This is a genomic window from Aminobacter sp. J41, from assembly GCF_000526635.1.
GTDB lineage: Bacteria > Pseudomonadota > Alphaproteobacteria > Rhizobiales > Rhizobiaceae > Aerobium.
This window is the reverse complement of sequence record NZ_JAGL01000004.1, coordinates 90,645-114,523: the sequence shown is the minus strand read 5'-3', so window position 1 is coordinate 114,523 and position 23,879 is coordinate 90,645. Positions and strand designations below refer to the sequence as shown.

Genomic DNA, 23,879 nt, shown 5'->3' with positions numbered 1-23,879 from the left:
AGCGGCGATGGCCAGCTATGTGGTGATGGAGCCGCCTGTACGCGATGGCGCCGAGCGCGCCGTCCTCGTGCGGGACGGCTTCCACTTTCTCGCCTTCGTCTTTCCGGTGTTCTGGCTGCTGTTCCACCGTCTGTGGCTGGAGGCGCTTGCCGTCTTCGCCGTCGGCCTCGCGATCGGTGCCGTGGCTTCCTATCTCGGCTACGACTGGCTGGCGCTGGTTGCCGGGCTGGCTGTCGGCATCTTCATCGGGCTGGAAGGCCCGGCGCTGAAGGTCGCCGCGCTACTGCGTCGCGGCTGGCGCGAGTGGGGCGTCGTCGAGGCGGACAATTCCGGGGACGCCGAAGTGCGCTATCTCGAGGCGAAGGACTTTAACGGGCAGGACGACACCGTGCCTGCCCTTCAAACCAACAGGCCCGCACGGGCCGCTGCCACGGCGGTGCCGGCTCTCGGCATGCTGGGTTATCCCGGAAGAGGATGACGATGCGCGTTGCGATCATAGATTACGGATCGGGTAACCTCCGCTCCGCCACCAAGGCATTTGAACGTGCCTCCCGCGAATCTGGCATTGCCGCCGAGATCGAGCTGACGGCCGACGCGGAGCGCGTCCGCACCGCTGACCGGGTCGTCCTGCCGGGCGTCGGCGCCTATGCCGACTGCCGCGCCGGTCTCGACGCCGTACCCGGCATGGTCGAGGCGCTGCGCGAAGTGGTTGAGCACAAGGCCCATCCGTTCTTCGGCATCTGCGTCGGCATGCAGCTGATGTCCTCGCGCGGTCTCGAGAAGACCGTGACCGAGGGGCTCGGCTGGATCGAGGGCGACGTCCGCCTCATGCAGCCGGACGACGCAAACCTGAAGATTCCGCAGATCGGCTGGAACACGATTCACGTGAAACAGGACCATCCCCTGTTCGCCGGCATCCCCACCGGCGACACCGGCCTGCACGCGTATTTCGTCCATTCTTATTTTCTCGATGCGAAGCGCCAGCAGGATGTGATCGCCACCACCAATTATGGCGGTGTGGTCACGGCTGCGGTCGCGCGCGACAACATGGCTGGAACCCAGTTCCATCCAGAAAAGAGCCAGAAGCTGGGCCTTGCCCTGATTGCCAATTTCCTGAGGTGGAAGCCGTGATCCTTTTCCCCGCCATTGATCTCAAGGAAGGTCGCTGCGTCCGCCTGAAGCTGGGCGAGATGTCGAGCGCGACGGTCTACAACGAGGATCCGGGCGCGCAGGCCGCCCAGTTCGAGGCGCAGGGCTTCGAATGGCTGCATGTGGTCGACCTCGACGGCGCCTTCGCTGGCGAGAGCCGCAACGGCGATGCCGTCGAGTCGATCCTGAAGTCGACGAAGAACCCGGTGCAGCTCGGCGGCGGCATCCGCAACATGAACCACATCGAGGCCTGGCTCTCGAAGGGTCTCGCCCGTGTCATCCTTGGCACCGTCGCGGTACGGAACCCGCAGCTCGTCATCGAGGCCTGCAAGGCATTTCCGGGCAAGATTGCGGTGGGCATTGACGCGCGCGGCGGCAAGGTCGCGGTCGAGGGCTGGGCGGAAGCGTCCGAACTCGGCGCGATTGAACTCGCCAAGAAGTTCGAGGGCGCTGGCGTTGCCGCCATCATCTACACCGACATTGACCGCGACGGCGTGCTTGCCGGCATCAACTGGGACGCCACCATCGAGATGGCGAGGGAGGTTTCGATCCCGGTGATCGCTTCCGGCGGCCTCGCTTCCATGGCCGACATCGAGCGCATGACCCAGCCGGATGCCGCGATCCTCGAAGGCGCGATTTCCGGCCGTGCGCTTTATGACGGCCGCATCGATCCGGCGAAGGCGCTCGCCGTGCTCAAGGGAGCCCGCGCATGACGCTCAAGTCCCGCATCATTCCCTGTCTCGACGTCAAGGACGGCCGCGTCGTCAAGGGCGTTAACTTCGTCGACCTGATCGACGCGGGCGACCCGGTGGAAGCTGCCCGTGCCTATGACGCTGCCGGTGCTGACGAGCTTTGCTTCCTCGACATTACCGCTTCGTCCGACAATCGCGAGACGATCTTCGATATCGTCGCGCGTACCGCCGAGCAGTGCTTCATGCCGCTCACCGTCGGCGGCGGCGTGCGCCAGGTCGCCGATATCCGCAAGCTGCTGCTTGCCGGCGCCGACAAGGTCTCGATCAACACCGCAGCGGTCAACAATCCGGACTTCGTTTCGGAAGCTTCCGACAAGTTCGGCAACCAGTGCATCGTCGTCGCCATCGACGCCAAGAAGGTGTCAGGGGCGGACGAAGCGGATCGCTGGGAAATCTTCACCCACGGCGGCCGCAACGCGACCGGCATCGATGCCGTCGAGTTCGCAGTCAACATGGTAAAGCGTGGAGCGGGCGAAATCCTGCTGACCTCGATGGACCGCGACGGCACCAAGGCCGGCTACGACATCCCGCTGACCCGCGCGATTGCCGATGCGGTCACCGTGCCGGTGATTGCCTCCGGCGGTGTCGGTAATCTCGACCATCTGGTCGAGGGCATCCGCGACGGGCATGCGACTGCGGTGCTGGCCGCGTCGATTTTCCATTTCGGCACCTACACCATTGCGCAGGCCAAGGAGCACATGGCAAAAGCGGGTCTGGCCATGCGGCTCGATCCCGTGGCCTGAGGAGGAGGAGCCATGTCCGGTTTTACGCTCTCGGAGCTTGAACGCATCGTCGCGGAGCGCGGCCGTTCGGGCGACACCAACTCCTGGACGGCGAAGCTGTTCTCTAAGGGGATCGACAAGGCCGCGCAGAAGCTGGGCGAGGAGGCGGTTGAGACCGTCATCGCCGCAGTGCGTGGCGACCGCGCCGGCGTTGTCAGCGAAAGCGCGGACCTTCTTTATCACCTCATGGTTACGCTCGCGCTCGCTGGCGTCCCTCTCGATGAGGTGTTGGCTGAGCTGCAGCGCCGCACCGGCCAGTCCGGTATTGCCGAAAAAGCGGCACGTCCCGCTGACTAGCCGCCGAGGCACCATGTCGATCGCTCTGGACCACCTCGTCGCGACCGAAAAATACTCGCCCTATCGCTTGTTCACGGCCGAGCGCTGGGCGGAATTTCGCGCCGACACGCCGCTCACGCTGACCGAGGACGAGGTTCGCCGGCTGCGCTCGCTGAACGACCCGATCGATCTCGACGAGGTGCGGCGCATCTATCTGTCGATGTCGCGCCTGCTCTACGCGCATGTCGAAGCAACTCAGCTTCTCTACCGCCAGCGGCAGCTGTTCTTCGGCGCCAACGGTTCGGTGAAGACGCCGTTCATTATCGGCATCGCGGGGTCGGTGGCGGTCGGCAAGTCGACCACCGCGCGCGTTCTGAAGGAACTGCTGCAGCGTTGGCCGACGAGCCCCAAGGTTGACCTCGTCACCACCGATGGCTTCCTGCTGCCCAACGATGTCCTGCGCCGCGAAAACTTGATGGAGCGCAAGGGCTTCCCGGAGAGCTACGACGTTGGCGCACTTCTGCGCTTCCTGTCGGCCATCAAGTCGGGCGAGCGCGACGTCAAGGCGCCGCTCTACTCGCACCTGACTTACGACGTGCTCCCCGGCGCCTATGTCACCATCGACCGGCCCGACATCCTGATCTTCGAGGGCATCAACGTCCTGCAGACGCGCGAACTGCCGAAGGACGGCAAGTTCGTGCCGTTCATCTCCGACTTCTTCGATTTCTCGATCTATATCGATGCGCCGGAGGAGCTGGTCCACCAGTGGTACATCGACCGTTTCATGCGACTGCGCGAGACGGCATTCCGCAACCCGGAATCCTTCTTCCATCGCTATTCGCAGCTGTCGGAAGACGCCGCGCTGGCAATTGCCGAGAGCCTTTGGACCAACATCAACCTCAAGAACCTGCGCGAGAACATCCTGCCCACCCGCCCGCGCGCTGACCTCGTTCTGCGCAAAGGCGCAGATCATCTGGTCGAGGAAGTGGCACTGCGGAAGTTGTAGGCAGATTCTCTCGACCTCAATGCGCTCACTGAAGTGAGCCAGGCGAGGGCGATCACCGGGAGAATGCCGATCCCGATCCCGTGCTGGCCGAACCGGTGAACGAACAGCGGGAAAAGCCAGAACAGCGCGAGCACCAGCTTTGGCACGTTGGCGTTCGAATAGACGAGCCATGCCACAGCCACGCTGGCCGGAATAAGATCGTAGGTATAGCCATATGGCGTCGCGACAATGGCGAGAGCGCCGGTTGCTGCGACTCGCGCGCGATGATCCACGTCTGATCGCCACAACCGGAAAGCCATACATAGCGCACCCAACGTCAGCGCTGCCTGCAGCAGATAGGCTGCGGTGAGATCTGCGCCCAAGGAACGGGCGAAGGCAAATCCCGTGACCGCATTTGTGTGGTAATGCTGCGGATAGGGCGCCTCCAATATGGCAGTCATCAAGGCGCGAGTTTCGGTCAGGAATAAAGGCCAGACCTCGAAGCCGAATACCGTGCCGGTGATGAAGATGAGCGCGAGCGTCACCACGGTGGCGGATGCAGCTGCGCGCCAGTGTCCGCCGGCGAGAAGGCAGCAGGGTAGCAGCAAGCCGAGATGCGGCTTGACAGTCAGAAGGCCGATCAGGATTCCCGCGGCGATTGGTTTGGCGGGCGCCAGCATCATACCGCCTAAAAGCAGTGCTGCGGTGAGAGCCCCGTTCTGACCGAATAGAGCATTCATGAACGCGGCCGGGCCGAAGATGATGGCCAGAGTTAGTTGTAGCGGAAATTTGAATGGCCGCAGGGCCAACCAGAGTATCCCCAGGATGCCCAGCGTCCAAACCGCATACGCCACCTGGATGGGCAAGAGTGAGAGCGGTACCCCGATCAGGAGGAGGCTGGGCGGATAACTCCATTCCTGATCCGGTAGCTTGGGATGCAAGATCGAACGCAGAATCGTTCGATATGCCTCTGCATCAAACAGTGCCTGAACACCGCCGTGCCGGGCGATGTAGCCTCCTGCCCAGAGGTTCGAAAAGTCCCAGTAAGGCAAGCGGTCCATAAGTAAGGAGAACCCGACATTGTCCAAATTCCAAAGTCTGAGATGGTAAGAAACGGAAACCAGAAGGCCGCATAAGAAGATAAAATAGTAGAACCGCGTGCCTTGTGCGCTTCCTGTAGTCATCGTCACACCGACCAATTTAATTGATCTAGCGTGGTCTATAATTTATTTCGAAATCGTTCATCCCACCTTCCTCACCCGCCTCAGCGTCAGATTGATCCGACCGCCGTTCTTCAAAAGCGTCGAGGTGGCGGGATAGATGCGGTCGACGCCGTGGAAGGCGAGGCGGCCCTCGCCGCCGAGGACGACGATGTCGCCGCTTTGAAGGCGAAATGACACGGTGCGGCCGGAGCGGGTGGTTTCGCCGACGCGAAACAGGCAGTCATCGCCAAGTGAAACCGACAGAACGGGTGCCGCTAGATCCTGCTCGTCGCGGTCCTGATGCAGGCCCATGCGCGCGTCGGGCTCGTAGAAGTTGACGAGGCAGGCCTCCGGCTCGTGTGGGTATTGCGCGATCTCGCGCCAGATATCGAGCAGCATGGCGGGGATCGGCGGCCAGGGAGCGCCGGTGACGGGGTGATGCGGCTGGTAGCGGTAGCCGCCTTCCTTGTCGGTGACCCAACCGAGCGCGCCGCAATTGGTCATCCGTACGCTCATCGGCTTGCCGGTGCGCGGCATGGTCGGCACGTAGAGCGGCGCGGCCTTGACGACGGCGCGGATCTCCTCGAGCAGCTTTTCCTGCTGCGGCCGGTCGAGATAGCCGGGAATGTGGCGCACGCCGCGCGGCAGAACCTGCACCATCATCGCGCCTCGGGATGGCGCCCGGCAGCGCTTTGCGCCGGGCGCATCAAGAAAATTAGTCGAGCGGCGGGATGCGCAGCACTTGACCCGGGTAGATCTTGTCCGGGTGCGTCAGCATCGGCGTGTTTGCCTCGAAGATCAGCGTGTGCTTGGCGCCCTTGCCCTTGCCGTAGTGCGCCTCGGCGATCTTCCAAAGGTTGTCGCCCTTCTTGACGGTGTAGAAGACCGGCTCCTTCTCGGCTTTATCCGGAGCTTCCTCGACCTCGACCTTGGTTTCCACCTCGGCGATGCCGATCGTGTTGCCGACAGCGACGATTGCCTTTTCCAGCGTAGCCTGATCCGCGACCTTGCCCTTCAGCACCGCCTTGTTGCCGACGATCTCGATCTTGACGTCCTCGGTGCCGAGCTTGTGCGAAGCGAGCTCCTGCTCGATCGCGTCGACCTTCGGCTCTTCCTCATCGTCACCGAAACCGAGCTTCTTGCCGATGGACTTTGCGAAACTGAACAGACCCATACCGCCTCTCCTTGCGCTGGTAGTTGATGCTTACGCCCCCATGCGAGTTGTCGCATCGGAAACTGCAAATGGGAAGCATCAATCAGTCGGCAGCAACCTTGCCGCGCATCTTCTTGATGCTGGAGCGCCCCGCCTTTTCCTTGAGACGTCTTTCGACCGCGCCCTTCGACGGCTTGGTCTTCTTGCGCGGCTTCGGTGGCGGCTCGGCGGCTTTGGCGAGAATTTCGATCAGTCGGGCGCGCGCGTCGGCGCGGTTCTGTTCCTGGGTGCGGAAGCGCGAGGCCTCGATGACGATGACGCCATCCTTGGTGGCACGATAGCCGGCGAACTTGATTGCGCGCTCGCGGACGCGCTCTGAAAGGCCGGGAGAGGAGGCGGCATCGAAGCGCAGCTGAACTGCGGTGGCCACCTTGTTGACGTTCTGGCCGCCGGGACCGGACGAGCGGATGAAGTTTTCCTCCAGCTCGTCCTCGCTGATGACGGCCCCGGGGCCGATTCTGATCGTCTTATCCATTTCGGGCCGTTCCATGCACCGGGCGAACCTCTCCTAGATAGAGTAGCCCGGTGCCGGACGAAACCCGCAGGGAAGGAGTTGCTTAGAACTCTTCCCAGTCGTCCTCCTCGCTGGCGGCGAGGAGCGCGGCAGCCGATGAACCACCGCCGGCGACCATCCGTGCAGGCTCTGCCCGCGGCTCAGCCGATGCAGCGTAGGAAGAAGGCCGCGCCGGCGCACGGGTGCGCGTAGCAACCGGCTGGACGTGTTCCCGATCGTTGCCGAGCTTGAACTGGGCGAGGAGGTCCTGAAGCGCCGATGCTTCTGCGGCGAGCTTATGGCTGGCGGCAGTGGTCTCCTCCACCATGGCCGCGTTCTGCTGCGTGCCCTGGTCGATGCGGTTGACGGCGATGTTGATCTCCGAAAGGCCGGTCGCCTGCTCGCGTGCTGCCTCGACAATCGCCGTGACGTTGGTGCTGATTTCCTGCACTTCGGCAACGATCGTCGCCAGCGCTTTCCCGGCCTCGCCGACGAGGGAGACGCCCGAGCGGACGTGTTCGCCCGACTGGCTGATCAGTGCGTTGATCTCCTTGGCGGCATTGGCCGAGCGCTGCGCAAGCTCGCGCACTTCCTGGGCGACGACCGCGAAGCCGCGGCCGGCGTCGCCCGCACGTGCGGCCTCAATGCCGGCGTTGAGGGCAAGCAGGCTGATCTGGAAGGCGATCTCGTCGATGACCCCGATGATGTTGCTGATCTCGTCGGAGGACGCGGCGATGCGGTCCATGGCGGCGATGGCATCCTGGACGATCACGCCCGAGCGCTCCGCGCCTTCGCGGGTATGGGAGACGAGCATGCCTGCCTCTTCGGCCCGGCGGCTGGAGTCCTGAACGGTTGCGACCATCTGCTCGAGTGCAGCAGCCGTTTGTTCGACCGAAGCAGCCTGCTGCTCGGTGCGGGTGGACAGATCATCGGCCGCCTGGCGGATTTCCTCGGAGCCCGCGTGGATGGCCGTGGCGTTTTCGCCAACCGCGGCAAGGGCAGCGCGCAGCTTGGCGACCGAGTTGTTGAAGTCGTGGCGCAGCTGCTCCATCGACTCCGTGAACGGCTCGTCGATGCTCTGGGTCACGTCGCCATCGGCGAGCCTGCTGAGGCCCTCTGCCAGGCGATGGACGGCATCCTGCAGCATCTGTGCCTGCTGAACCTTCTCCGCATTCTCCCGCGCCTCGCGCTCCAGGGCGGCGCGCTGGCGTGCTTCCTCGGCCTCGCGCTCCTCGCGGACGCGGCGGATGGTGTTTTCGCGGAACCGTTCGAAGGCGGTGGCGATTTCGCCGATCTCGTCGCGGCGGCCGAGGCCCGGGACCTGGATGTCGAGCGCGCCATCGGCAAGCTCACGCATCGAGCGCGCGGTCAGGGTGATCGGCCGTGCAACCGAGCGCCACGACAGGAAGCCGGCGGCCGCGATCAGGACCAGCAGGGTGCCGATGACCACGATCAACAGCTGCCGGATGGTCTCCGAGGTCGCCGCCTGCTGCTGGGCAACTTCCTCGCGGATCTTCTCGACCTCGGTGTGGATGCGGGCAAAGATCGGCTGGACCTGCGTGAAGGAACTCGCAACGTCCCTCTGCAGCACGACGCTGAGCGCTGCTTCGCGAGCGAAGTTCTGGAAGATCTTCTCGTAGGTATCGAGCGTCGACATCGCGGCGGCGTGCGCCTCGGGCGAGCCGAACAGGCTTGCGGGCCGCTTGCGCAGCTGCTCCATCGCCTTGTTGAGCAACTTCTCGTTTTCGCTGGTCGGGTTCAGGATGAAGTTGCGCTCGTTCAGGAAGATTTCCGTCGCATCGAGCTTCAGCTGGGTCAGCGGCACGCGCTGGAGCTTCTCGGCGAGGTAGCCGCCGGCGGTGCGCAGGCCGCGCTGCAGGCCCTGGTCCGGGCTGAGGCCAAGCCGCTTGTAGGTATTGGCGGCAAGCGCGAAGGCAGCCTCATAGTCCTTGAAGACATCCATCAGGCGGCCGGCCTGCGGGAAGTTACGCCCCTCATGCGTGGCGATGACAGCCTCGATCTCCTTGATCTCGCCCCTGAGCTCGTCGACCTTGCGCTTGTGCTCCTTCAGCACCTCTTCCTTCTTGTTCAGGAAGAAATCCTTTTCGAGACCCTGTAGATGGATGAAGTTCCTCTGCAGCTGGTCGGCGAGAGCCTCCATGGCGCGCGCTTCCGCTTCGGTCTGCTCGAGCGCATTCAGGGCGTAGCGCTCGTACACGAACATCCCTGTGACAGCGAGCATGCCAAGTACGCCCGCAGCCGCAATAAGCCCGATGCGATGGGAAATACGAAGTGACGGCAACTTCATGCGAGAACCCACGACGCACATCCTGCCCGGCCAAAATGGGCAAATGCGCTCTGAATGAACCTGATGGAAATGCCGGACCGGCTGAGGGAAGACGTCATGTCCCTCGCCGAAGCAAGGCCCCCGGCGCAACAGGAGCGCGAGAACTGTTAAGGCTGACTTAACGTCACCGCCTGCGTATACATTTTGCGGGATGGTCTGCGCAGAAACAAAAGAGGCCTGTGCGTGAACACGGGCCTCTCCTGATCGAATTGTGTGCGATTGCCTATTCGGCAGCCTCGACGATGCGCGGCGCAGCCTCGAGCGTGGTCGCATCGACATGGGCCTCGAACTTGGCGAAGTTGTCGATGAACATGCCGACGAGCTTACGGGCCTGCGCGTCATAGCCGGCCTTGTCGGCCCAGGTCGAACGCGGGTCGAGGATCGAGCTGTCGACGCCCGGGACCTCGACCGGAACCTCGAAGCCGAAGTTCGGGTCGATGCGGAAGTCGGCGTTGTTGAGCGAGCCGTCGAGGGCCGCGGTCAGCAGCGCGCGGGTCGCCTTGATCGGCATGCGCTTGCCAACGCCGTAGGCGCCGCCGGTCCAGCCGGTGTTGACCAACCAGCAGGTCACGCCGTGCTTGGCGATCAGCTCCTTGAGCAGGTTGCCGTATTCCGACGGATGGCGCGGCATGAAAGGCGCGCCGAAGCAGGTCGAGAATGTCGCTTCCGGCTCGGTCACGCCCTTTTCGGTGCCGGCGACCTTGGCGGTGTAGCCGGACAGGAAGTGGTACATCGCCTGCGCGGGGGTGAGGCGCGCGATCGGCGGCATCACGCCGAAGGCGTCGGCGGTCAGCATGATGATGTTCTTCGGATGACCTGCTTGGCCCGTCTCGCTCGCGTTCGGAATGAAGTCGAGCGGGTAGGCGCAGCGGGTGTTTTCGGTCAGCGAGCCGTCATCGAAGTCCGGGACGCGGTTCTCGTCGAGAACGACATTCTCGAGCACCGTGCCGAAGCGGCGGGTGGTGGCGAAGATCTCTGGCTCTGCCTCGGCCGACAGCTTGATCGTCTTGGCGTAGCAGCCGCCCTCGAAGTTGAAGATGCCGTTCTCGCCCCAGCCGTGCTCGTCGTCGCCGATGAGCGTGCGCTTCGGATCGGCGGAAAGCGTCGTCTTGCCGGTGCCCGATAGGCCGAAGAATACGGCCGCGTCGCCAGCCGGGCCGACATTGGCCGAGCAGTGCATCGGCATCACGCCTTTGGCCGGCAGCAGGTAGTTGAGCGCGGTGAAGACCGACTTCTTCATCTCGCCGGCATAGGAGGTGCCGCCGATCAGGACGAGCATGCGAGAGAAGTCGATGGCGATGACCGTTTCGGTGCGGGTGCCGTGGCGGGCCGGATCGGCCTTGAACGACGGCAGGTCGATGATGGTCATCTTCTGCTGATAGGACGCCAGCGCCTCGCGGGCGGGGCGGATCAGCAGGTTGCGGATGAACATCGAGTGCCATGCGTACTCGGTGATGACGCGGGTCGGCAGGCTGTTGGACTCGTCAGCGCCGCCAACGAGGTCCTGGACGTAAAGGTCCATGCCCTGTGCGTGCTTAAGGAAGTCCTCGTAGAGCACCTGGAAGTGTTCGGGGCTGAGCGGCTTGTTGTTGTCCCACCAGACATGCGGCTCGGTGGATGCGTCGCGCACCACGAACTTGTCCTTGGGCGAACGACCGGTGTGCTGGCCGGTATAGGCAACGAGCGCGCCATGCGCGGTCAGCTTTGCCTCGCCGCGGCGCAGCGCATGTTCGACAAGCTCGGCTGGGCCGAGACTGTAGTAGACGTTGCCCGAAGTCGTCAGACCGCAGGTCTCAATCCCATTGTTAGGATTGCGAAGGCCAGTTTCCGTCATCCTCACCACCAAAGAACGGAGCAACACAAAAGCGACGCCTGGTGATGACGTTGCGTCCCCGACCAGAAGCCTTGCTGGCCTCAAAACAGAAAAAATCAGCAATATCAAATCATTAATCGATTTAAAAAAAATTCAAAGATTTTTAAATCGGTTGTATCGGCGTGAATCCGTGGCAAGGGCGTGTCCGAATGTGGAAAAGGAAGGCGCAGCATCCCTATTTGGGAGGAGGGCGGCTTGCTGACGCAACTGGACGCGCGGGGGTGGCCGTGCCACAATTTGTACCTAATTTGTCCGCCAAGTGCCGCAACTTGCAGCAGCAGGAAGGACACCCGCTTATGAGGGAGACGCTTGATATGGCAACGATCGTGCTCGTCGACGACGACCGGAACATCCTCACTTCCGTCTCCATCGCGCTTGAGTCCGAGGGATATCGCGTAGAAACCTACACGGATGGCGCCTCCGCTCTTGAGGGTTTGATGGCCCGTCCGCCGAACCTTGCGATCTTCGATATTAAGATGCCGCGCATGGATGGCATGGAGCTGCTGCGCCGCCTGCGCCAGAAGAGTGACATTCCCGTCATCTTCCTGACGTCGAAAGACGATGAGATCGACGAACTGTTCGGTCTGAAGATGGGCGCGGACGACTTCATCCGTAAGCCGTTCTCGCAGCGCCTGCTGGTTGAGCGCGTGCGTGCCGTGCTGCGTCGGGCAAGCGCCCGGGACGTCAACGCCAAGGCGCCCGGCCAGCCGTCGCGTTCGCTCGAGCGCGGCCAGCTTGTCATGGACCAGGAGCGCCACACCTGCACCTGGAAGGGCGAGCCCGTCACGCTGACGGTGACCGAGTTCCTTATCCTGCATGCGCTGGCCCAGCGCCCGGGCGTGGTAAAGAGCCGCGACGCGCTGATGGACGCGGCCTATGACGAGCAGGTCTATGTCGACGACCGCACGATCGACAGCCACATCAAGCGCCTGCGCAAGAAATTCAAGGCGGTTGACGAAACCTTCGACATGATCGAAACGCTTTACGGGGTAGGCTACCGCTTCCGCGAGGCGTGAAAGCCCGAAGGAAAGCATGACGGATACCAGCAGAACAGGACCGGCGTCGGCGCGCGCCGGAACGACGGGCGGTTTCAGGAGATGGGGCCGGCTGCTGCTGCCCTTCCGCCGCGTGCTGGGCCACTATGTCTTTTCCAGCCTGACGCGCCGCATCCTCTTCCTCAACCTCGCCGCGCTCTGCGTGATGGTTGTGGGCATTCTCTACATCAATCAGTTCCGCGACGGCCTGGTGCAGGCGCGTATCGACAGCCTGATGACGCAGGGCGAAATCATCGCCGGCGCGATTGCCGCGTCGGCGACGGTGGAGACCGACGCGATCACCATCGACCCGGAAAAGCTGCTTGAGCTGCAGGCGGGCGAAAGCCTGCCGCCGGGCACCAACAATCTCGACCTGCAGTTTCCGATCAATCCCGAGCGTGTCGCGCCGGTCCTGCGCCGGCTGATTTCGCCGACGCTGACGCGTGCGCGCATCTTCGACCGTGACGCCTCGCTCCTCCTCGACTCCCGCCACCTTTATTCACGCGGCCAGATCCTGCGCTACAGCCTGCCGCCGGTGGCGGACGAGGAAGTTGGCGTCCTCAAGCGCATCGAAAAGTTCATCATCGGCCTGTTCCAGCGCTCCAACCTGCCCGTCTATCACGAGCAGCCGGGCGGGAGCGGCACCGCCTATCCGGAAGTGATGAGCGCGCTGCAAGGCAGTGCCGCGACCATGGTGCGCGTCAGCGAACAGGGCGAGCAGATCGTCTCGGTCGCGGTCCCTATCCAGCGCTTCCGTGCCGTCCTTGGCGCGCTGATGCTGTCGACCCAGGGCGGCGACATCGACAAGATCGTTGCGGCCGAGCGCAGCGCGATCCTGCGGGTGTTCGGCGTTGCGGCGCTGGTCGTGACCATCCTCTCGATGCTGCTCGCATCGACCATCGCCAATCCGCTGCGCCGTCTTGCGGCGGCAGCCGTTCGCGTGCGCCGCGGCGTCAAGAACCGCGAGGAAATACCGGACTTCTCCGACCGCCAGGACGAGATCGGCAATTTGTCCGTGGCGCTGCGCGACATGACCAATGCCCTCTACGCGCGCATCGAGGCGATCGAGAGCTTTGCCGCCGACGTTTCGCATGAGCTCAAGAACCCGCTGACGTCCCTGCGCAGCGCGGTCGAGACCCTGCCGCTTGCCAAGAACGAGCAATCGCGCGCCCGGCTGATGGAAGTCATCCAGCACGACGTGCGCCGCCTCGACCGGCTGATTACCGACATTTCCGACGCCTCGCGCCTTGATGCCGAGCTTGCCCGCGAGGACGCTTCGCGCGTCGACCTGCTCAAGCTGATCAACGACATCGCCAGCGCCTCGCGCGAGGCAGGCCGCAACCGCAAGGCGGTCGACATTCAGGTCAAGACGCAGAAGAAGGGCCAGAACGGCCGCGACTTCTATGTGTCCGGCCATGACCTTCGCCTTGGCCAGGTCTTCACCAACCTGATCGAGAACGCGCGCTCCTTCGTGCCGGATGATACCGGCCGCATCACGGTGACGCTTGCGCGCCATGGCCGTCACGTCGTCGTCACCGTCGACGATAACGGGCCCGGCATCCGCGCCGAGAACATCGACCGCATTTTTGAGCGCTTCTACACCGACCGACCGTCCAACGAGGCGTTCGGCCAGAATTCGGGTCTCGGCCTGTCGATCAGCCGCCAGATCATCGAGGCACATGGCGGCCGCCTGACGGCGGAGAACCGCGCCGGTTCCAAGCCCGGCGAGATTGCCGGCGCACGCTTCATCGTCACCCTGCCGGCTGAAGCCTGATGCCGGCGAAGAACCATCATGCGACGGTCGTGGTGGTGGGGTCGAAGGGGGTTTTGCTCCGGGGCCCTTCCGGTGCCGGCAAATCGGAACTGGCGCTGGCGCTTCTGAAGCAGGCGAAGGCCGAGGGAATGTTCGCCATTCTCGTGGCCGATGACCAGGTCTTTTTGAGTGAGCACGCCGGGCGTCTCGTCGCCCACGTTCCCGAGGCGATCGCGGGTCTGGTCGAAATCCGCGGGCTCGGCCCCGTCGGCATCGGCCATGAGCCTGCGGCGGTCATCGACCTGATTGCCGACCTCGTCCCCGAACCGCCGCGCTACCAGGAGCCGGCGGCCGAGACCATCGAAGGGGTGACCCTGCCGCGGTTCGAGGTTGCCGGGCGCAACCTTCCGCAGGCGACCCACGTCCTGCTTTCGCTGCTGCGCTGAGTTACCGACGGATATCCACAACCGAAAGTTTAGAATACCGGCGCTTCGCTACTTTCTGTTAGTATTTCCAGTGATAGTCATTAGCGCGTGGACCGGTAGCTCAGCGGCAGAGCAGGCGAGTTGTAATCGTCAGCGCGGAAGGTTCAACTCCTTCCCTGGTCCTCCATTCTCCGTCAGATGACGTTCAGCTCGCGGAACGGCCGCTCCTCCACGATGCGCTGGTAGCCGAAAGTGCTGCAGTCGATCGACTTGTAGCTGCCGTGAATGATGAGCTCCGCGAGCGCCTTGCCGACTGCCGGCGCCTGTTGCAGGCCGTGGCCGGAGAAGCCATTTGCGAAGATGAAGTTCGACACTTCCGGATGCGGGCCGATCACCGCGTTCTGGTCGAGCGTGTTGTAGTCGTAGTGCCCGGCCCAGGCGCGGGTGAGCTTGATCGCCTCGAAGGATGGAACTCGGTTGGCGAGCGCGGGCCACACGACCTCCTCGAACAGGTCCCAGGCCGGTTCGAAATCGTTGGGATCTGCCGCAAGCTCGTCGTGCTCGTGTTCGGCACCGCCCGCAATGTAGACCGAGCCCTCCGGGCGCACCCAGACGCCGCCAGGATCGACCATCAGCGGCATGTCGTCATAGATGTCCCTTGCTTCGAAGACGAAGATCGTGCGCTTGCGCGGTTCGACCGGCAGGTGGATGTCGGCGAGTGCCGACACCTTGCCGGCATTCGGCCCGGCGGCGTTGATGACGCGCCCGGTTTCGATGCGGCCGCCTTCGGCCAGCGTGACGGAGACGATGCGGTCGCCCTTGCGCTCGATGGCGATGACTTCGTCCTTGATGAGGTCGACATTCTTGCTGCGCAGCGCCTTGCGGATAAGGCCGAGCAGGGCGTGCGCGTCAAACCAGCCTTCGCCTGAGCGGCCATAGGTGCCGGCGGTGATGCCTTCGGTAGAAAGCCAGGAGAAGCGCTGGCGCAGCTCGTCCGGTTTCTCCAGCACCACGTCGGCGCCCTCGTGGATCTGCACGGCGTAGTTCGCCTCGAGGATCGGCAAACCCTCGTCACCGGCAAGGATCAGATATCCCTTCTCGCGAAAGCCGATGTCCGCATCATCGCCAAAGCGCTGCTTGAGGTTGCGGAACAGGTCGAGCGTGAAGCGCGACAGGCGGATGTTTTCGGGGATCGAGAACTGCTGGCGGATGGAGGCAGCTGAGAGGGTGGTCGAGGAGCCGGTGAACTGCGGGTCGCGTTCGATCACCGCAATCGAGCCGGTAAAACCTTCCTCGCGCAGAAAATAAGCCGCGGAAGCTCCCATGATAGCGCCGCCAATAATGACGATATCGTAGCCCGCCATGTCGCACCTTTCGAATGTGATACTTGCAGCTGCAAGGAATCAGCTTCGTTTGGCAGCCGCAAGAGGCAACCTGAGGCAAAGCTGGTGCTTGCGCCGGAGAATCCGTTGCGCCAGAAAGCTTACATGACCGCACAGCCCTTTCGCCGCCGCCGCTCCGTCCTCTACGTACCTGCCCTCAACGAGCGGGCGCTGGCCAAACTTCCGGGCCTTGCCTGCGACGCCGTCGTGATCGACCTTGAGGACTCGGTCGCGCCCGCGCGCAAGGACGAGGCGCGGCAGGCGCTGAAAGCGTTTCTCGCCGCGCACGAGGATGACGGCAAGGAGATCGTCGTGCGCATCAATGCGCTGTCGACCGAGTGGGGCAGGGACGACCTTGCAGCCGCGCTTGCCTGCAGTCCTGACGCGATCCTGATCCCGAAGGTCGAAACCGCACGCGACGTTCTTGAGGTCAACGATCTGCTCGATCAGGCGGGTGCCGATCCCGAGCTGCAGCTATGGGCAATGGTCGAGACGCCGCGCGCTGTGGTCGAGATCGCCGCGATCGCTTTACTTGGCCGTGACAAGGGCGCGCGCCTTTCCTGCCTTGTCGCCGGCACCAACGATCTCGTCAAGGACACCGGCATTCGTGCTACGCCCGACCGGCGCTGGCTGGTGCCGTGGCTGATGCAGATGGTGCTGGCCGCTCGTGCGGGCGGCGTCGAGATCCTCGACGGCGTCAGCAATGACTTTACCAACCTTGAAGCCTTCGCGGCCGAGTGCGCGCAGGGACGCGAAATGGGCTTCGACGGCAAGACACTGATCCACCCGGCGCAGATCGCGCCGGCCAACCAGGCCTTCTCGCCGTCCGAGGACGAGGTCGCGGAGGCGCTCGCCGTCCGCGAGGCATTCGCCCTGCCGGAAAACGAGGCGAAAGGCGTCATCTCGATCAACGGCAAGATGGTGGAGCGTCTCCACCTCCAGCAGGCGGAGCGCCTGCTGGCCAAGGCCGGCCTTTAGACAGGAGATTTCATGAAACTCTACCGCTTCCTCACCGGACCGGACGACTCCAGCTTCTGCCACAAGGTGTCGCTGGCGCTCAGCAAGGGCTGGCACCTGCACGGCTCACCCACCTACGCCTTCGATCCGGAAACGAAGACGATGCGCTGCGGCCAGGCCGTGGTGAAGGAAGTCCACGGCAAGGATTACGATCCTGAAATGAAGCTCGGCGAGCAGTAGGGCTCGCGCTTTTTAGAGGGGTGCTTCGGCCCCCTCAGCTTTGGCCTTCTTCGATCCGCGCCATGTCGTCGTCGGAGAGACCGAAATGGTGGCCGATCTCGTGGATCAGCACATGGGCGACGATGTCGCCCAGCGTTTCCTCGTTTTCAGCCCAGTAGTCGAGGATCGCGCGCCGGTAGAGGGTGATCCGGTTCGGGCCTTCGCCCGTTGATGGGTTCCAGCGTTCCGCGATCCCGCGGCCCTCGAACAGGCCCAGCAGGTCGAACGGCGTTTCCAGCGCCAGATCGTCCATGATCTCTTCGCTCGGAAACTCGGCGACCTGGATGATTATCTCGCCGGTCAGCTTCCTGAAGTCCTGGGGAAGATGCGCGTAGATGTCCATCGCCAGAAGTTCGAACTCTTCCAGCGAAGGTGAGAGCTGATCGCTCCAGTCTCGGGTCTTGAAAATGCGGGCCATGCTTGTTCCTTTGGCCGCCATATAGACCGTTCAGGGGGGACTTTCGACCCCTGACACGGAATCATGACTCAAGAAGATGGTTGGGTCAGCTCTGCAGGCAGGCCGCGCAGGTGCCGCGCAGCTCGATAATCGTCTTCTCGGCCTTGAAGCTGTTGTCGCGCGCCCAGGAGCCAAGGCGGTCCTCGACGACATCGTCCGCGAACTCGTCAACCTTGCCGCATTCGCTGCAGATCGCGAAGGCGATCATGCCCTGCTTGTGGCAGTTGGGGTGGGCGCAGGCAACGAACGCATTGAGCGATTCGAGCCGGTGGACGAGGCCGGCTCCGAGCAGCTTTTCGAGCGCGCGGTAGACCTGTAGCGGCGCGCGAAAACCGTTGTCGCGCAGCCGGTCGAGGATCGTGTAGGCGGAAAGTGGACCGTCGGCCTTCTCCAGCGTGTCGAGCACGAGCGACTGGTTGCGGGTAAGTTCGTGATGGTGGTGATGGTGTTCGCTGGTCATGATGCCGATCGCCCCGTCTCGCCGCGCCTAGCATAGAAAATCATCGTCAGGAGGAACAGGCCAAGTGCCGCGACCACGATCGATGGCCCGGACGGCGTGTCGAATTTCAGCGATCCGAACAGCCCGCCGGTAACCGCCAGCGCGCCGATGATCGAGGCAAGCACCGCCATCTGCTCTGGCGTGACTGCAAGTCGGCGCGCGGTGGCTGCGGGAATGATCATCAGCGAGGTGATGAGCAGCACGCCGACCAGCTTCATGGCGATCGCAATCACCAGCGCCATCAGCAGCATGAAGATCAGCCGCGTGCGCTCGGGCGCCATGCCTTCGGCAAGCGCGATCTCGTCGCTCACGGTTGCCGCCAGCATCGGCCGCCACAGCCAGGCAAGGATGCCAAGCACGGCCGCGCCGCCCGCCCAGATGAAGGCGATATCGGTCTTCGACACTGCAAGGATGTCGCCGAACAGGAAGCTCATCAGGTCGACGCGCACCCAGCTCATGAAGGCGATGATGACGAGGCCGAGCGCGAGCGCCGAATGCGACAGGATGCCGAGCAGTGCGTCGGCTGACAGCCCGCCGCGCTTCTGCAGTCCAATCAGCGCCAGCGACACGAGTGCGGCAATGATGAAGACGCCGACGGTGAGGTCGATCTCGAGCAGGAAGGCGAGTGCGATGCCGAGCAGAGCCGAATGGGCCATCGTGTCGCCAAAATAGGCCATCCGGCGCCAGACGATGAAGCAGCCGAGTGGGCCGGCGGTGAGGGCAAGCCCGATGCCGGCGACGAGCGCGCGGGTAAAGAAATCATCGAGCATGGCTGCCGTCGCCCTCCGGATGCGCGTGGTCGTGGTGCTGGTGGTGATGATGATCGTGCCCGTCGCCATGGTGGTGATGGTGCCCGTCATCCGGATGGCAATGGTCGGTGATCGACCCGTCCTGATGCAGCACCCGCCCATCCGGCAGGTGGGTGTGGTCATGGTTGTGGCGGTAGAGCGCGAGCGCTCCTTCCGCCCGCGCGCCGAACAGCCGCATATATTCCGGGCTGGTGACGACCGAGTGCGGCGTGCCGCGGCAGCAGACATGGCCGTTGAGGCAGACCACCGTGTCGGTCGCCGCCATCACGACATGCAAATCGTGCGAGATGAGGAGGATACCGCAGCCGGTCTCGTCGCGAATGCGCCCGATCAATTCGTAGAGCGCAATCTCGCCGGAGAAGTCGACGCCCTGCACCGGCTCGTCCAGCACCAAAAGGTCTGGCTTGCCGAGCATGGCTCGGGCGAGCAGCGCCCGCTGGAACTCGCCCCCGGAAAGTGCCTGCACCTGCGCGTTGGCAAGATGCTCGGCGCCGACCGCCTCGAGTGCCGTATTGATCGCGGCCTGCGAATGCGGCTGCGTCAGCGTCATCAGCCGGCGCACGGTGAGCGGCAGCGTCCAGTCGATTGCGAGCTTCTGCGGCACGTAGCCCACTTTCAGGCCGGGATGGCGGAAGACGGTGCCTTCCGAGGGTTTTAGCACGCCGATCGCGGTGCGCGCAGTGGTGCTTTTTCCCGAACCGTTCGGCCCGATCAGGGTGACGATCTCGCCGCGCGAGATCGACAGATCGACGCCGCGCACCAGCCAGCGGCCGTCGCGCTCGACGCCCACTCCCCCAAGCCGTACGAGCGGCCCATGCGGCGAATGATGATCGCGTAGCTGCATTCGCGTTTCCGATCCCCGGGTTGCCAAAGGCGTATCGCACACGTTATACCGTTTCGCAATGTAATACCATTACATGACTTGAGAGGAAACCCTGCATGGCAAACCACCTGCGCTCCCTGCTCATCGCTTCGGCTGCGCTTGTCACGGCTTCACCCGCCTTCGCGCTCGACGTGGTCGCATCGATCAAGCCGGTGCATTCGCTGGTGGCGGCGGTGATGGAAGGCGTCGGCGAACCGGATCTGATCGTGTCGGGCAGCGGCTCGGAACACGTCCACTCGCTGCGCCCCTCAGACGCGCAGGCGCTCCAGAATGCTGACGTTGTCTTCTGGATCGGCGAGGGGATGGAGACCTATCTCGTCTCGCCGCTTGGCACCCTGTCGTTCGACGCGAAGGTTGTTGCGCTGGCTGACACCGACGGCCTCGAGAAGCTGCCGTTGCGCGAAGGCGGTCCGTTCGAGGCGCATGAACACGATCATGACGGTCACGAACACCCGCACAGTGACCACGACCACGACCATGACCATGACCATGACGCCGGTCATGCGCACGAGGAGGGACACTACGACCTCCACTTCTGGCTCGATCCGCTGAACGCGAAGGTTCTGGTCCAGAAAATAGAGACTGTCCTCAGCGAGGCCGATCCGGAAAACCGCGCCGCCTATGCCGAGAACGCGCGTCGTTATGGCGAGCGGCTCGACCAGCTGGTCGCAGAGGTCGGCAAGGTGCTGGATGGCGTCAGGGAAAAGCCGTCGATCGTCTTCCACGACGCCTACCAGTATTTTGAACACCGTTTTGGTGTGAACGTCGCCGGCTCGATCACCGTCAGCCCGGAAGTCATGCCCGGTGCGCAGCGCCTCAACGAGATCACTGAGCGGGTAAAAAGCTCTGGTGCGACCTGCATTTTCGCCGAGCCGCAGTTCGAGCCGAAGCTGGTGACCGTCGTCGCCGGGGGAACCGAAGCGCGCACCGGCGTGCTCGATCCGCTGGGCGCGGAGCTGGCGGACGGACCGGAGCTCTACATCGAACTCATCCGCAACATGGCAAAGTCGTTCAAAGACTGCCTGTCCAAATGAAAACGGCTCCCGAAGGGGAGCCGTCAGACTGCTGACAAAGTTCTACGAGCCCTCAAATTACGCTTGTTGATTCCGATCCGTTCTCACTTTGAATCTGAGACGTTCCGTGAATCTCGGCCTCCGGGAAGGTGCGTCAAGGGTTTGTCAACAAACTGACGGCTCCCGAAGGGGAGCCGTCTGGAAGGTTGAGGCGTGCCAGCCGGCACGCTTCATTTTTCGCAGCGCTTAGAGCGCGCGGAACTTGGCGATGATGGCGTCGCCCATCTGCGCGGTACCGATCTTGGTCATGCCTTCCGACATGATGTCCGGCGTACGCAGGCCGTCGTTCAGAACTTCCGCGATCGCCTTCTCGAGGCGGTCGGCTTCCTCGATCATGTTGAACGAGTAGCGCAGGCACATTGCGAACGAGGCGATCATCGCGATCGGGTTGGCGATGCCCTGGCCGGCAATGTCCGGAGCCGAGCCGTGCACCGGCTCGTACAGCGCCTTGCGCTTGCCCGAAACCGGATCCGGCGCGCCGAGCGAAGCCGACGGCAGCATGCCGAGCGAACCGGTCAGCATCGCGGCAACGTCCGACAGCATGTCGCCGAACAGGTTGTCGGTAAGGATCACGTCGAACTGCTTCGGCCAGCGGACGAGCTGCATGCCGCCGGCGTCGGCCAGCATGTGGGTCAGCTCGACGTCCTGATACTTGGCCTTGTGGGTCTCGGTCACGACCTCCTTCCACAGCACGCCCGACTTCATCACGTTGTGCTTTTCCATCGAGCACACCTTATTGCCGCGCGTGCGCGCCAGCTCGAAGGCGACCGATGCGATGCGCTCGATCTCGAACGTGTCATAGACCTGCGTGTCGACAGCGCGCTTCTGGCCGTTGCCGAGGTCGGTGATCTCCTTCGGCTCGCCGAAATAGACGCCGCCGGTCAGCTCGCGCAGGATGAGGATGTCGAGGCCTTCGACGACGTCCGGCTTGAGCGAGGAGGAAGCAGCCAGCGCCGGGTAGCAGATTGCCGGGCGCAGGTTGGCGAACAGCTCGAGGTCCTTGCGCAGGCGCAGCAGGCCGGCCTCAGGGCGCACGTCATACGGCACGCCATCCCACTTCGGGCCGCCAACGGCGCCGAACAGCACGGCGTCGGCCGCCATCGCCTTGGCCATGTCTTCCTCGGAGATCGCCTTGCCATGCGCGTCGTAGGCGCTGCCGCCGACGAGGCCTTCTTCCGTCTCGAAGCCGGCGCCGAGGTCGGCATTCATTGCTGCGATCAGCTTTTTCACCTCGGTCATGGCCTCAGGGCCGATGCCGTCGCCAGGAAGAAGGAGAAGTTTACGCGAAGCCATGGACGTGCCTTTCGAAAAGCGATGCATGAAGAATGCGAAGTGACGCCTTGCTAGCCGCCAGAATGCCGCTGCGCAAGGAAAAGAAGCTCAGAAACCTTGAGGAAGCAGTGCCGCCGCGGCATCGGGCCACCGGGCGCGATCGGGCCAGAACCGGGTGACGCCATCCTCTCCCATCTGGGCGATGAAGATCGCTTTCGCCGCCTTGTCGACGACGATGAAGCCGTCGGCCGAGCCGCAGGCATGCGGCACGCAACCGCGCGCCGAAAGCAGGTTGCCGGAAAGATCGGGCTGACCGGAGACAACCAGGCTGGTGACAACCGAACTCAGCTCATCGCCGAGCAGTTTCTGGGCGGCGGCGTAAATGCCGGCATTGCGGAAAAGGTCGATCGGATGGCCGATCTTGTCGAGGTCGAGTGTCTCCCAGCCGGTGCCGGGTTCCGGCGTGTAGGTCGTCGCCGCGAACGTCTTCATGCCCTCGTCGGGAGACCAAAACATCATGTCGGCGCTTTCGCCCGGCAGCAGGTAGCGGATGAAGAAGACGCCGTAGTCGCTGACCGCGACGGTGGGCGCGTCGCACTCCTCGCCCGCCTTCTGCGTCTGGAGCCTACCGTCCGCGTCCTTCCAGAGCATCAGCGTACCCGGAGAGCAGGCATTTCCGCCCGGCCCGACGCTGACGAAGGCAACCTCCGTTCCGGCCACATCGGCGATCTGGTCGATATGAACGAAATAGTCTCGCGCGAGCTCCTGCCCGTCGAAGGCGAGCACCCGGTCCATGTCCTCGGTTTCGGTGATGGTCAGCACGCCGCCAGCAAATTCCGCCCGCTCGTTTTCTTGCGCCAGCGCGGGCAGCGCGCCGAGCATGGTAACGGCAGCGAGAAGCGAACGGCTAAGCGATATCGGCATGAATTCCTCCCGGATGCTTCGCGAAATCTAGCCGCTTTCGCGGTAAGCCGGAACCGGGATGCGCGGCTCGTCAAAAGCAAAAAGGACGGGCTTGCGGCCCGTCCTTTTGAAATCGTGGTGCCCCGTGGGGCTTAGAGCCAAGGGCGGTTTTCGGCCATCTTCTGCTCGAAGGAGGCGATCGACGGAGCCTTCTCCATGGTCAGGCCGATATCGTCGAGGCCGTTCAGCAGGCAGTGACGGCGGAACTCATCGATCTGGAACTTGATCACGCCGCCGTCCGGGCCGCGGATTTCCTGCTCCTCGAGGTCGACGGTCAGCGTTGCGTTGGCGCCGCGCGAAGCGTCGTCCATCAGCTTGTCGAGTTCTTCCTGGCTGACCTTGATCGGCAGGATGCCGTTCTTGAAGCAGTTGTTGTAGAAGATGTCGGCGAACGACGTCGAGATGACGCAACGGATGCCGAAGTCGAGCAGCGCCCACGGGGCGTGCTCACGCGAGGAGCCGCAGCCGAAATTGTCGCCGGCGACCAGGATCTGCGCATTGCGGTAGGCCGGCTTGTTCAGCACGAAGTCCGGGTTTTCCGAGCCATCCTCGTTGAAGCGCATCTCGGCGAACAGGCCGACGCTGAGACCCGTGCGCTTGATCGTCTTCAGGTAATCCTTCGGGATGATCATGTCGGTGTCGATATTGACGATGGGCAGCGGCGCGGCAACGCCCGTCAGCTTCGTAAACTTGTCCATGGTCCTGCCTGTCTCTCGGCCTCGGAAATCTTTCCGCCTCGCTTTACACATAAAGCTGCGAATTTCAAAGCCGTGTCGTAACGCCCGGTACACTTAGCCGCCGAATGGCGGAAATCGCCACTTTGAGCCGATGAGCGCATCTTGCAGTCGACACAATATCAGGAAACCTTTTAAACAATGCTCGTCCGGCTCTCTGGGAGGTGGAGTTCGGACCGGTTGACCGGCTGGCGAGGGAGTAGCGCTGGCTTGCGGCATCGATGCGGCACCCGTCCGCATGCCTGCTCACCGACAAAACCTTCCGACTGGTCATTTCTAGGGAGGCG

The 23,879-nt window shown here is 63.4% G+C and carries 26 protein-coding genes and 1 tRNA gene; 13 read left to right on the top strand and 14 right to left on the bottom strand.

Annotated elements, in window-relative coordinates:
- Window positions 1-7: 7 nt before the first annotated feature.
- The 6 genes from L630_RS0104695 to coaA are packed head-to-tail and all read left to right on the top strand — an operon-like array spanning window position 8 to window position 3,965.
- Window positions 8-478, top strand: coding sequence for a DUF2628 domain-containing protein (locus tag L630_RS0104695; protein ID WP_024847123.1), 471 nt, complete (start codon window positions 8-10; stop codon window positions 476-478).
- Between the two features lie 2 nt (window positions 479-480).
- Complete coding sequence (gene hisH / locus L630_RS0104690; protein WP_024847122.1) at window positions 481-1,131, top strand: imidazole glycerol phosphate synthase subunit HisH; 651 nt, start codon at window positions 481-483, stop codon at window positions 1,129-1,131.
- Window positions 1,128-1,862: a 1-(5-phosphoribosyl)-5-[(5-phosphoribosylamino)methylideneamino]imidazole-4-carboxamide isomerase gene (gene hisA / locus L630_RS0104685; protein ID WP_024847121.1), complete on the top strand. Its 735-nt coding sequence runs from the start codon at window positions 1,128-1,130 to the stop codon at window positions 1,860-1,862. Before hisH ends, hisA begins: the two co-directional genes overlap by 4 nt.
- Window positions 1,859-2,644: an imidazole glycerol phosphate synthase subunit HisF gene (gene hisF / locus L630_RS0104680; RefSeq protein WP_024847120.1), complete on the top strand. Its 786-nt coding sequence runs from the start codon at window positions 1,859-1,861 to the stop codon at window positions 2,642-2,644. Before hisA ends, hisF begins: the two co-directional genes overlap by 4 nt.
- 12 nt (window positions 2,645-2,656) lie before the next feature.
- Complete coding sequence (locus tag L630_RS0104675; RefSeq protein WP_024847119.1) at window positions 2,657-2,980, top strand: phosphoribosyl-ATP diphosphatase; 324 nt, start codon at window positions 2,657-2,659, stop codon at window positions 2,978-2,980.
- Window positions 2,981-2,993: 13 nt separating this feature from the next.
- Window positions 2,994-3,965 carry a type I pantothenate kinase gene (coaA, locus tag L630_RS0104670; RefSeq protein WP_024847118.1) on the top strand — a complete coding sequence of 324 codons (972 nt, stop codon included), beginning with the start codon at window positions 2,994-2,996 and terminating at the stop codon, window positions 3,963-3,965.
- Here the strand turns inward: coaA and L630_RS21010 are convergent.
- The 6 genes from L630_RS21010 to L630_RS0104630 all read right to left on the bottom strand — a co-directional run bounded on the left by L630_RS21010 (window position 3,929) and on the right by L630_RS0104630 (window position 11,033).
- Window positions 3,929-5,128, bottom strand: a complete 1,200-nt coding sequence (locus L630_RS21010; protein ID WP_144708601.1) for a glycosyltransferase family 87 protein — start codon at window positions 5,126-5,128, stop codon at window positions 3,929-3,931. The genes coaA and L630_RS21010 overlap by 37 nt on opposite strands.
- 57 nt (window positions 5,129-5,185) lie before the next feature.
- A complete protein-coding gene (locus L630_RS21005; protein ID WP_034329400.1) occupies window positions 5,186-5,803 on the bottom strand; it encodes an alpha-ketoglutarate-dependent dioxygenase AlkB in 618 nt (205 codons plus the stop codon).
- A gap of 58 nt (window positions 5,804-5,861) precedes the next feature.
- Window positions 5,862-6,320, bottom strand: coding sequence for a peptidoglycan-binding protein LysM (gene lysM / locus L630_RS0104650; protein WP_024847115.1), 459 nt, complete (start codon window positions 6,318-6,320; stop codon window positions 5,862-5,864).
- An 82-nt stretch (window positions 6,321-6,402) separates the two neighbouring features.
- On the bottom strand, window positions 6,403-6,834 hold the full coding sequence (gene arfB / locus L630_RS0104645; RefSeq protein WP_024847114.1) for an alternative ribosome rescue aminoacyl-tRNA hydrolase ArfB: 432 nt from the start codon (window positions 6,832-6,834) through the stop codon (window positions 6,403-6,405).
- Between the two features lie 82 nt (window positions 6,835-6,916).
- A complete protein-coding gene (locus tag L630_RS23535; RefSeq protein ID WP_024847113.1) occupies window positions 6,917-9,160 on the bottom strand; it encodes a methyl-accepting chemotaxis protein in 2,244 nt (747 codons plus the stop codon).
- A gap of 262 nt (window positions 9,161-9,422) precedes the next feature.
- Window positions 9,423-11,033, bottom strand: coding sequence for a phosphoenolpyruvate carboxykinase (locus L630_RS0104630; RefSeq protein WP_024847112.1), 1,611 nt, complete (start codon window positions 11,031-11,033; stop codon window positions 9,423-9,425).
- A gap of 353 nt (window positions 11,034-11,386) precedes the next feature.
- Here L630_RS0104630 and L630_RS0104625 point away from each other — a divergent pair, with 353 nt between their 5' ends.
- The 4 genes from L630_RS0104625 (at window position 11,387) to L630_RS0104610 (ending at window position 14,471) form a co-directional block, all read left to right on the top strand.
- Window positions 11,387-12,088, top strand: a complete 702-nt coding sequence (locus L630_RS0104625) for a response regulator transcription factor (RefSeq protein ID WP_144708600.1) — start codon at window positions 11,387-11,389, stop codon at window positions 12,086-12,088.
- 16 nt (window positions 12,089-12,104) lie between these two features.
- Window positions 12,105-13,880 carry a sensor histidine kinase gene (locus L630_RS0104620; RefSeq protein WP_024847110.1) on the top strand — a complete coding sequence of 592 codons (1,776 nt, stop codon included), beginning with the start codon at window positions 12,105-12,107 and terminating at the stop codon, window positions 13,878-13,880.
- Window positions 13,880-14,305: an HPr kinase/phosphatase C-terminal domain-containing protein gene (locus L630_RS0104615; RefSeq protein WP_024847109.1), complete on the top strand. Its 426-nt coding sequence runs from the start codon at window positions 13,880-13,882 to the stop codon at window positions 14,303-14,305. The genes L630_RS0104620 and L630_RS0104615 overlap by 1 nt, the downstream gene beginning before the upstream one ends.
- An 89-nt stretch (window positions 14,306-14,394) precedes the next feature.
- Window positions 14,395-14,471, top strand: a tRNA-Thr gene (locus L630_RS0104610).
- Window positions 14,472-14,478: 7 nt separating this feature from the next.
- On the opposite strand, the gene L630_RS0104605 is transcribed toward L630_RS0104610, so the two are convergent.
- On the bottom strand, window positions 14,479-15,648 hold the full coding sequence (locus L630_RS0104605) for an FAD-binding oxidoreductase (RefSeq protein ID WP_024847108.1): 1,170 nt from the start codon (window positions 15,646-15,648) through the stop codon (window positions 14,479-14,481).
- A gap of 123 nt (window positions 15,649-15,771) precedes the next feature.
- On the opposite strand from L630_RS0104605, the gene L630_RS0104600 reads away from it, so the two are divergent.
- Together L630_RS0104600 and L630_RS0104595 are read left to right on the top strand one after the other, a co-directional pair.
- Window positions 15,772-16,644, top strand: a complete 873-nt coding sequence (locus L630_RS0104600) for a CoA ester lyase (RefSeq protein ID WP_024847107.1) — start codon at window positions 15,772-15,774, stop codon at window positions 16,642-16,644.
- Window positions 16,645-16,656: 12 nt separating this feature from the next.
- Window positions 16,657-16,863: a DUF1737 domain-containing protein gene (locus L630_RS0104595; RefSeq protein ID WP_024847106.1), complete on the top strand. Its 207-nt coding sequence runs from the start codon at window positions 16,657-16,659 to the stop codon at window positions 16,861-16,863.
- A 34-nt stretch (window positions 16,864-16,897) separates the two neighbouring features.
- On the opposite strand, the gene L630_RS0104590 is transcribed toward L630_RS0104595, so the two are convergent.
- From L630_RS0104590 to L630_RS0104575, 4 genes are all read right to left on the bottom strand, one after another.
- A complete protein-coding gene (locus L630_RS0104590; RefSeq protein ID WP_024847105.1) occupies window positions 16,898-17,320 on the bottom strand; it encodes a metallopeptidase family protein in 423 nt (140 codons plus the stop codon).
- Between the two features lie 85 nt (window positions 17,321-17,405).
- On the bottom strand, window positions 17,406-17,819 hold the full coding sequence (locus L630_RS0104585; RefSeq protein ID WP_024847104.1) for a Fur family transcriptional regulator: 414 nt from the start codon (window positions 17,817-17,819) through the stop codon (window positions 17,406-17,408).
- The gene (gene znuB / locus L630_RS0104580; RefSeq protein WP_024847103.1) at window positions 17,816-18,628 is read right to left on the bottom strand and encodes a zinc ABC transporter permease subunit ZnuB; all 813 of its coding nucleotides are present in this window, start codon (window positions 18,626-18,628) and stop codon (window positions 17,816-17,818) included. The genes L630_RS0104585 and znuB overlap by 4 nt, the downstream gene beginning before the upstream one ends.
- On the bottom strand, window positions 18,618-19,511 hold the full coding sequence (locus L630_RS0104575; protein WP_024847102.1) for a metal ABC transporter ATP-binding protein: 894 nt from the start codon (window positions 19,509-19,511) through the stop codon (window positions 18,618-18,620). Before L630_RS0104575 ends, znuB begins: the two co-directional genes overlap by 11 nt.
- Before the next feature lie 95 nt (window positions 19,512-19,606).
- Here L630_RS0104575 and znuA point away from each other — a divergent pair, with 95 nt between their 5' ends.
- Complete coding sequence (gene znuA / locus L630_RS0104570) at window positions 19,607-20,584, top strand: zinc ABC transporter substrate-binding protein ZnuA (protein WP_024847101.1); 978 nt, start codon at window positions 19,607-19,609, stop codon at window positions 20,582-20,584.
- Window positions 20,585-20,809: 225 nt separating this feature from the next.
- Here the strand turns inward: znuA and leuB are convergent, their stop codons facing one another.
- The 3 genes from leuB to leuD all read right to left on the bottom strand — a co-directional run bounded on the left by leuB (window position 20,810) and on the right by leuD (window position 23,556).
- Window positions 20,810-21,916 (bottom strand): 3-isopropylmalate dehydrogenase, encoded by a 1,107-nt coding sequence (leuB, locus tag L630_RS0104565; RefSeq protein WP_024847100.1) that lies wholly within the window; start codon window positions 21,914-21,916, stop codon window positions 20,810-20,812.
- An 87-nt stretch (window positions 21,917-22,003) separates the two neighbouring features.
- On the bottom strand, window positions 22,004-22,819 hold the full coding sequence (locus tag L630_RS0104560; protein WP_024847099.1) for a hypothetical protein: 816 nt from the start codon (window positions 22,817-22,819) through the stop codon (window positions 22,004-22,006).
- Between the two features lie 131 nt (window positions 22,820-22,950).
- The gene (gene leuD, locus L630_RS0104555) at window positions 22,951-23,556 is read right to left on the bottom strand and encodes a 3-isopropylmalate dehydratase small subunit (RefSeq protein WP_024847098.1); all 606 of its coding nucleotides are present in this window, start codon (window positions 23,554-23,556) and stop codon (window positions 22,951-22,953) included.
- Window positions 23,557-23,879 lie beyond the last annotated feature (323 nt).

What these genes read in the sequence shown, in the direction of transcription:
- L630_RS0104695 (WP_024847123.1), top strand. Translation starts at nt 8, where the DNA reads ATGGCCAGCTATGTGGTGATGGAGCCGCCTGTACGCGATGGCGCCGAG.
- hisH (WP_024847122.1), top strand. Translation starts at nt 481, where the DNA reads ATGCGCGTTGCGATCATAGATTACGGATCGGGTAACCTCCGCTCCGCC.
- hisF (WP_024847120.1), top strand. Translation starts at nt 1,859, where the DNA reads ATGACGCTCAAGTCCCGCATCATTCCCTGTCTCGACGTCAAGGACGGC.
- L630_RS0104675 (WP_024847119.1), top strand. Translation starts at nt 2,657, where the DNA reads ATGTCCGGTTTTACGCTCTCGGAGCTTGAACGCATCGTCGCGGAGCGC.
- coaA (WP_024847118.1), top strand. Translation starts at nt 2,994, where the DNA reads ATGTCGATCGCTCTGGACCACCTCGTCGCGACCGAAAAATACTCGCCC.
- L630_RS21010 (WP_144708601.1), bottom strand. Translation starts at nt 5,128, where the DNA reads ATGACTACAGGAAGCGCACAAGGCACGCGGTTCTACTATTTTATCTTC.
- lysM (WP_024847115.1), bottom strand. Translation starts at nt 6,320, where the DNA reads ATGGGTCTGTTCAGTTTCGCAAAGTCCATCGGCAAGAAGCTCGGTTTC.
- arfB (WP_024847114.1), bottom strand. Translation starts at nt 6,834, where the DNA reads ATGGATAAGACGATCAGAATCGGCCCCGGGGCCGTCATCAGCGAGGAC.
- L630_RS23535 (WP_024847113.1), bottom strand. Translation starts at nt 9,160, where the DNA reads ATGAAGTTGCCGTCACTTCGTATTTCCCATCGCATCGGGCTTATTGCG.
- L630_RS0104630 (WP_024847112.1), bottom strand. Translation starts at nt 11,033, where the DNA reads ATGACGGAAACTGGCCTTCGCAATCCTAACAATGGGATTGAGACCTGC.
- L630_RS0104625 (WP_144708600.1), top strand. Translation starts at nt 11,387, where the DNA reads ATGGCAACGATCGTGCTCGTCGACGACGACCGGAACATCCTCACTTCC.
- L630_RS0104620 (WP_024847110.1), top strand. Translation starts at nt 12,105, where the DNA reads ATGACGGATACCAGCAGAACAGGACCGGCGTCGGCGCGCGCCGGAACG.
- L630_RS0104615 (WP_024847109.1), top strand. Translation starts at nt 13,880, where the DNA reads ATGCCGGCGAAGAACCATCATGCGACGGTCGTGGTGGTGGGGTCGAAG.
- L630_RS0104605 (WP_024847108.1), bottom strand. Translation starts at nt 15,648, where the DNA reads ATGGCGGGCTACGATATCGTCATTATTGGCGGCGCTATCATGGGAGCT.
- L630_RS0104600 (WP_024847107.1), top strand. Translation starts at nt 15,772, where the DNA reads ATGACCGCACAGCCCTTTCGCCGCCGCCGCTCCGTCCTCTACGTACCT.
- L630_RS0104595 (WP_024847106.1), top strand. Translation starts at nt 16,657, where the DNA reads ATGAAACTCTACCGCTTCCTCACCGGACCGGACGACTCCAGCTTCTGC.
- L630_RS0104590 (WP_024847105.1), bottom strand. Translation starts at nt 17,320, where the DNA reads ATGGCCCGCATTTTCAAGACCCGAGACTGGAGCGATCAGCTCTCACCT.
- L630_RS0104585 (WP_024847104.1), bottom strand. Translation starts at nt 17,819, where the DNA reads ATGACCAGCGAACACCATCACCACCATCACGAACTTACCCGCAACCAG.
- znuB (WP_024847103.1), bottom strand. Translation starts at nt 18,628, where the DNA reads ATGCTCGATGATTTCTTTACCCGCGCGCTCGTCGCCGGCATCGGGCTT.
- L630_RS0104575 (WP_024847102.1), bottom strand. Translation starts at nt 19,511, where the DNA reads ATGCAGCTACGCGATCATCATTCGCCGCATGGGCCGCTCGTACGGCTT.
- znuA (WP_024847101.1), top strand. Translation starts at nt 19,607, where the DNA reads ATGGCAAACCACCTGCGCTCCCTGCTCATCGCTTCGGCTGCGCTTGTC.
- leuB (WP_024847100.1), bottom strand. Translation starts at nt 21,916, where the DNA reads ATGGCTTCGCGTAAACTTCTCCTTCTTCCTGGCGACGGCATCGGCCCT.
- L630_RS0104560 (WP_024847099.1), bottom strand. Translation starts at nt 22,819, where the DNA reads ATGCCGATATCGCTTAGCCGTTCGCTTCTCGCTGCCGTTACCATGCTC.
- leuD (WP_024847098.1), bottom strand. Translation starts at nt 23,556, where the DNA reads ATGGACAAGTTTACGAAGCTGACGGGCGTTGCCGCGCCGCTGCCCATC.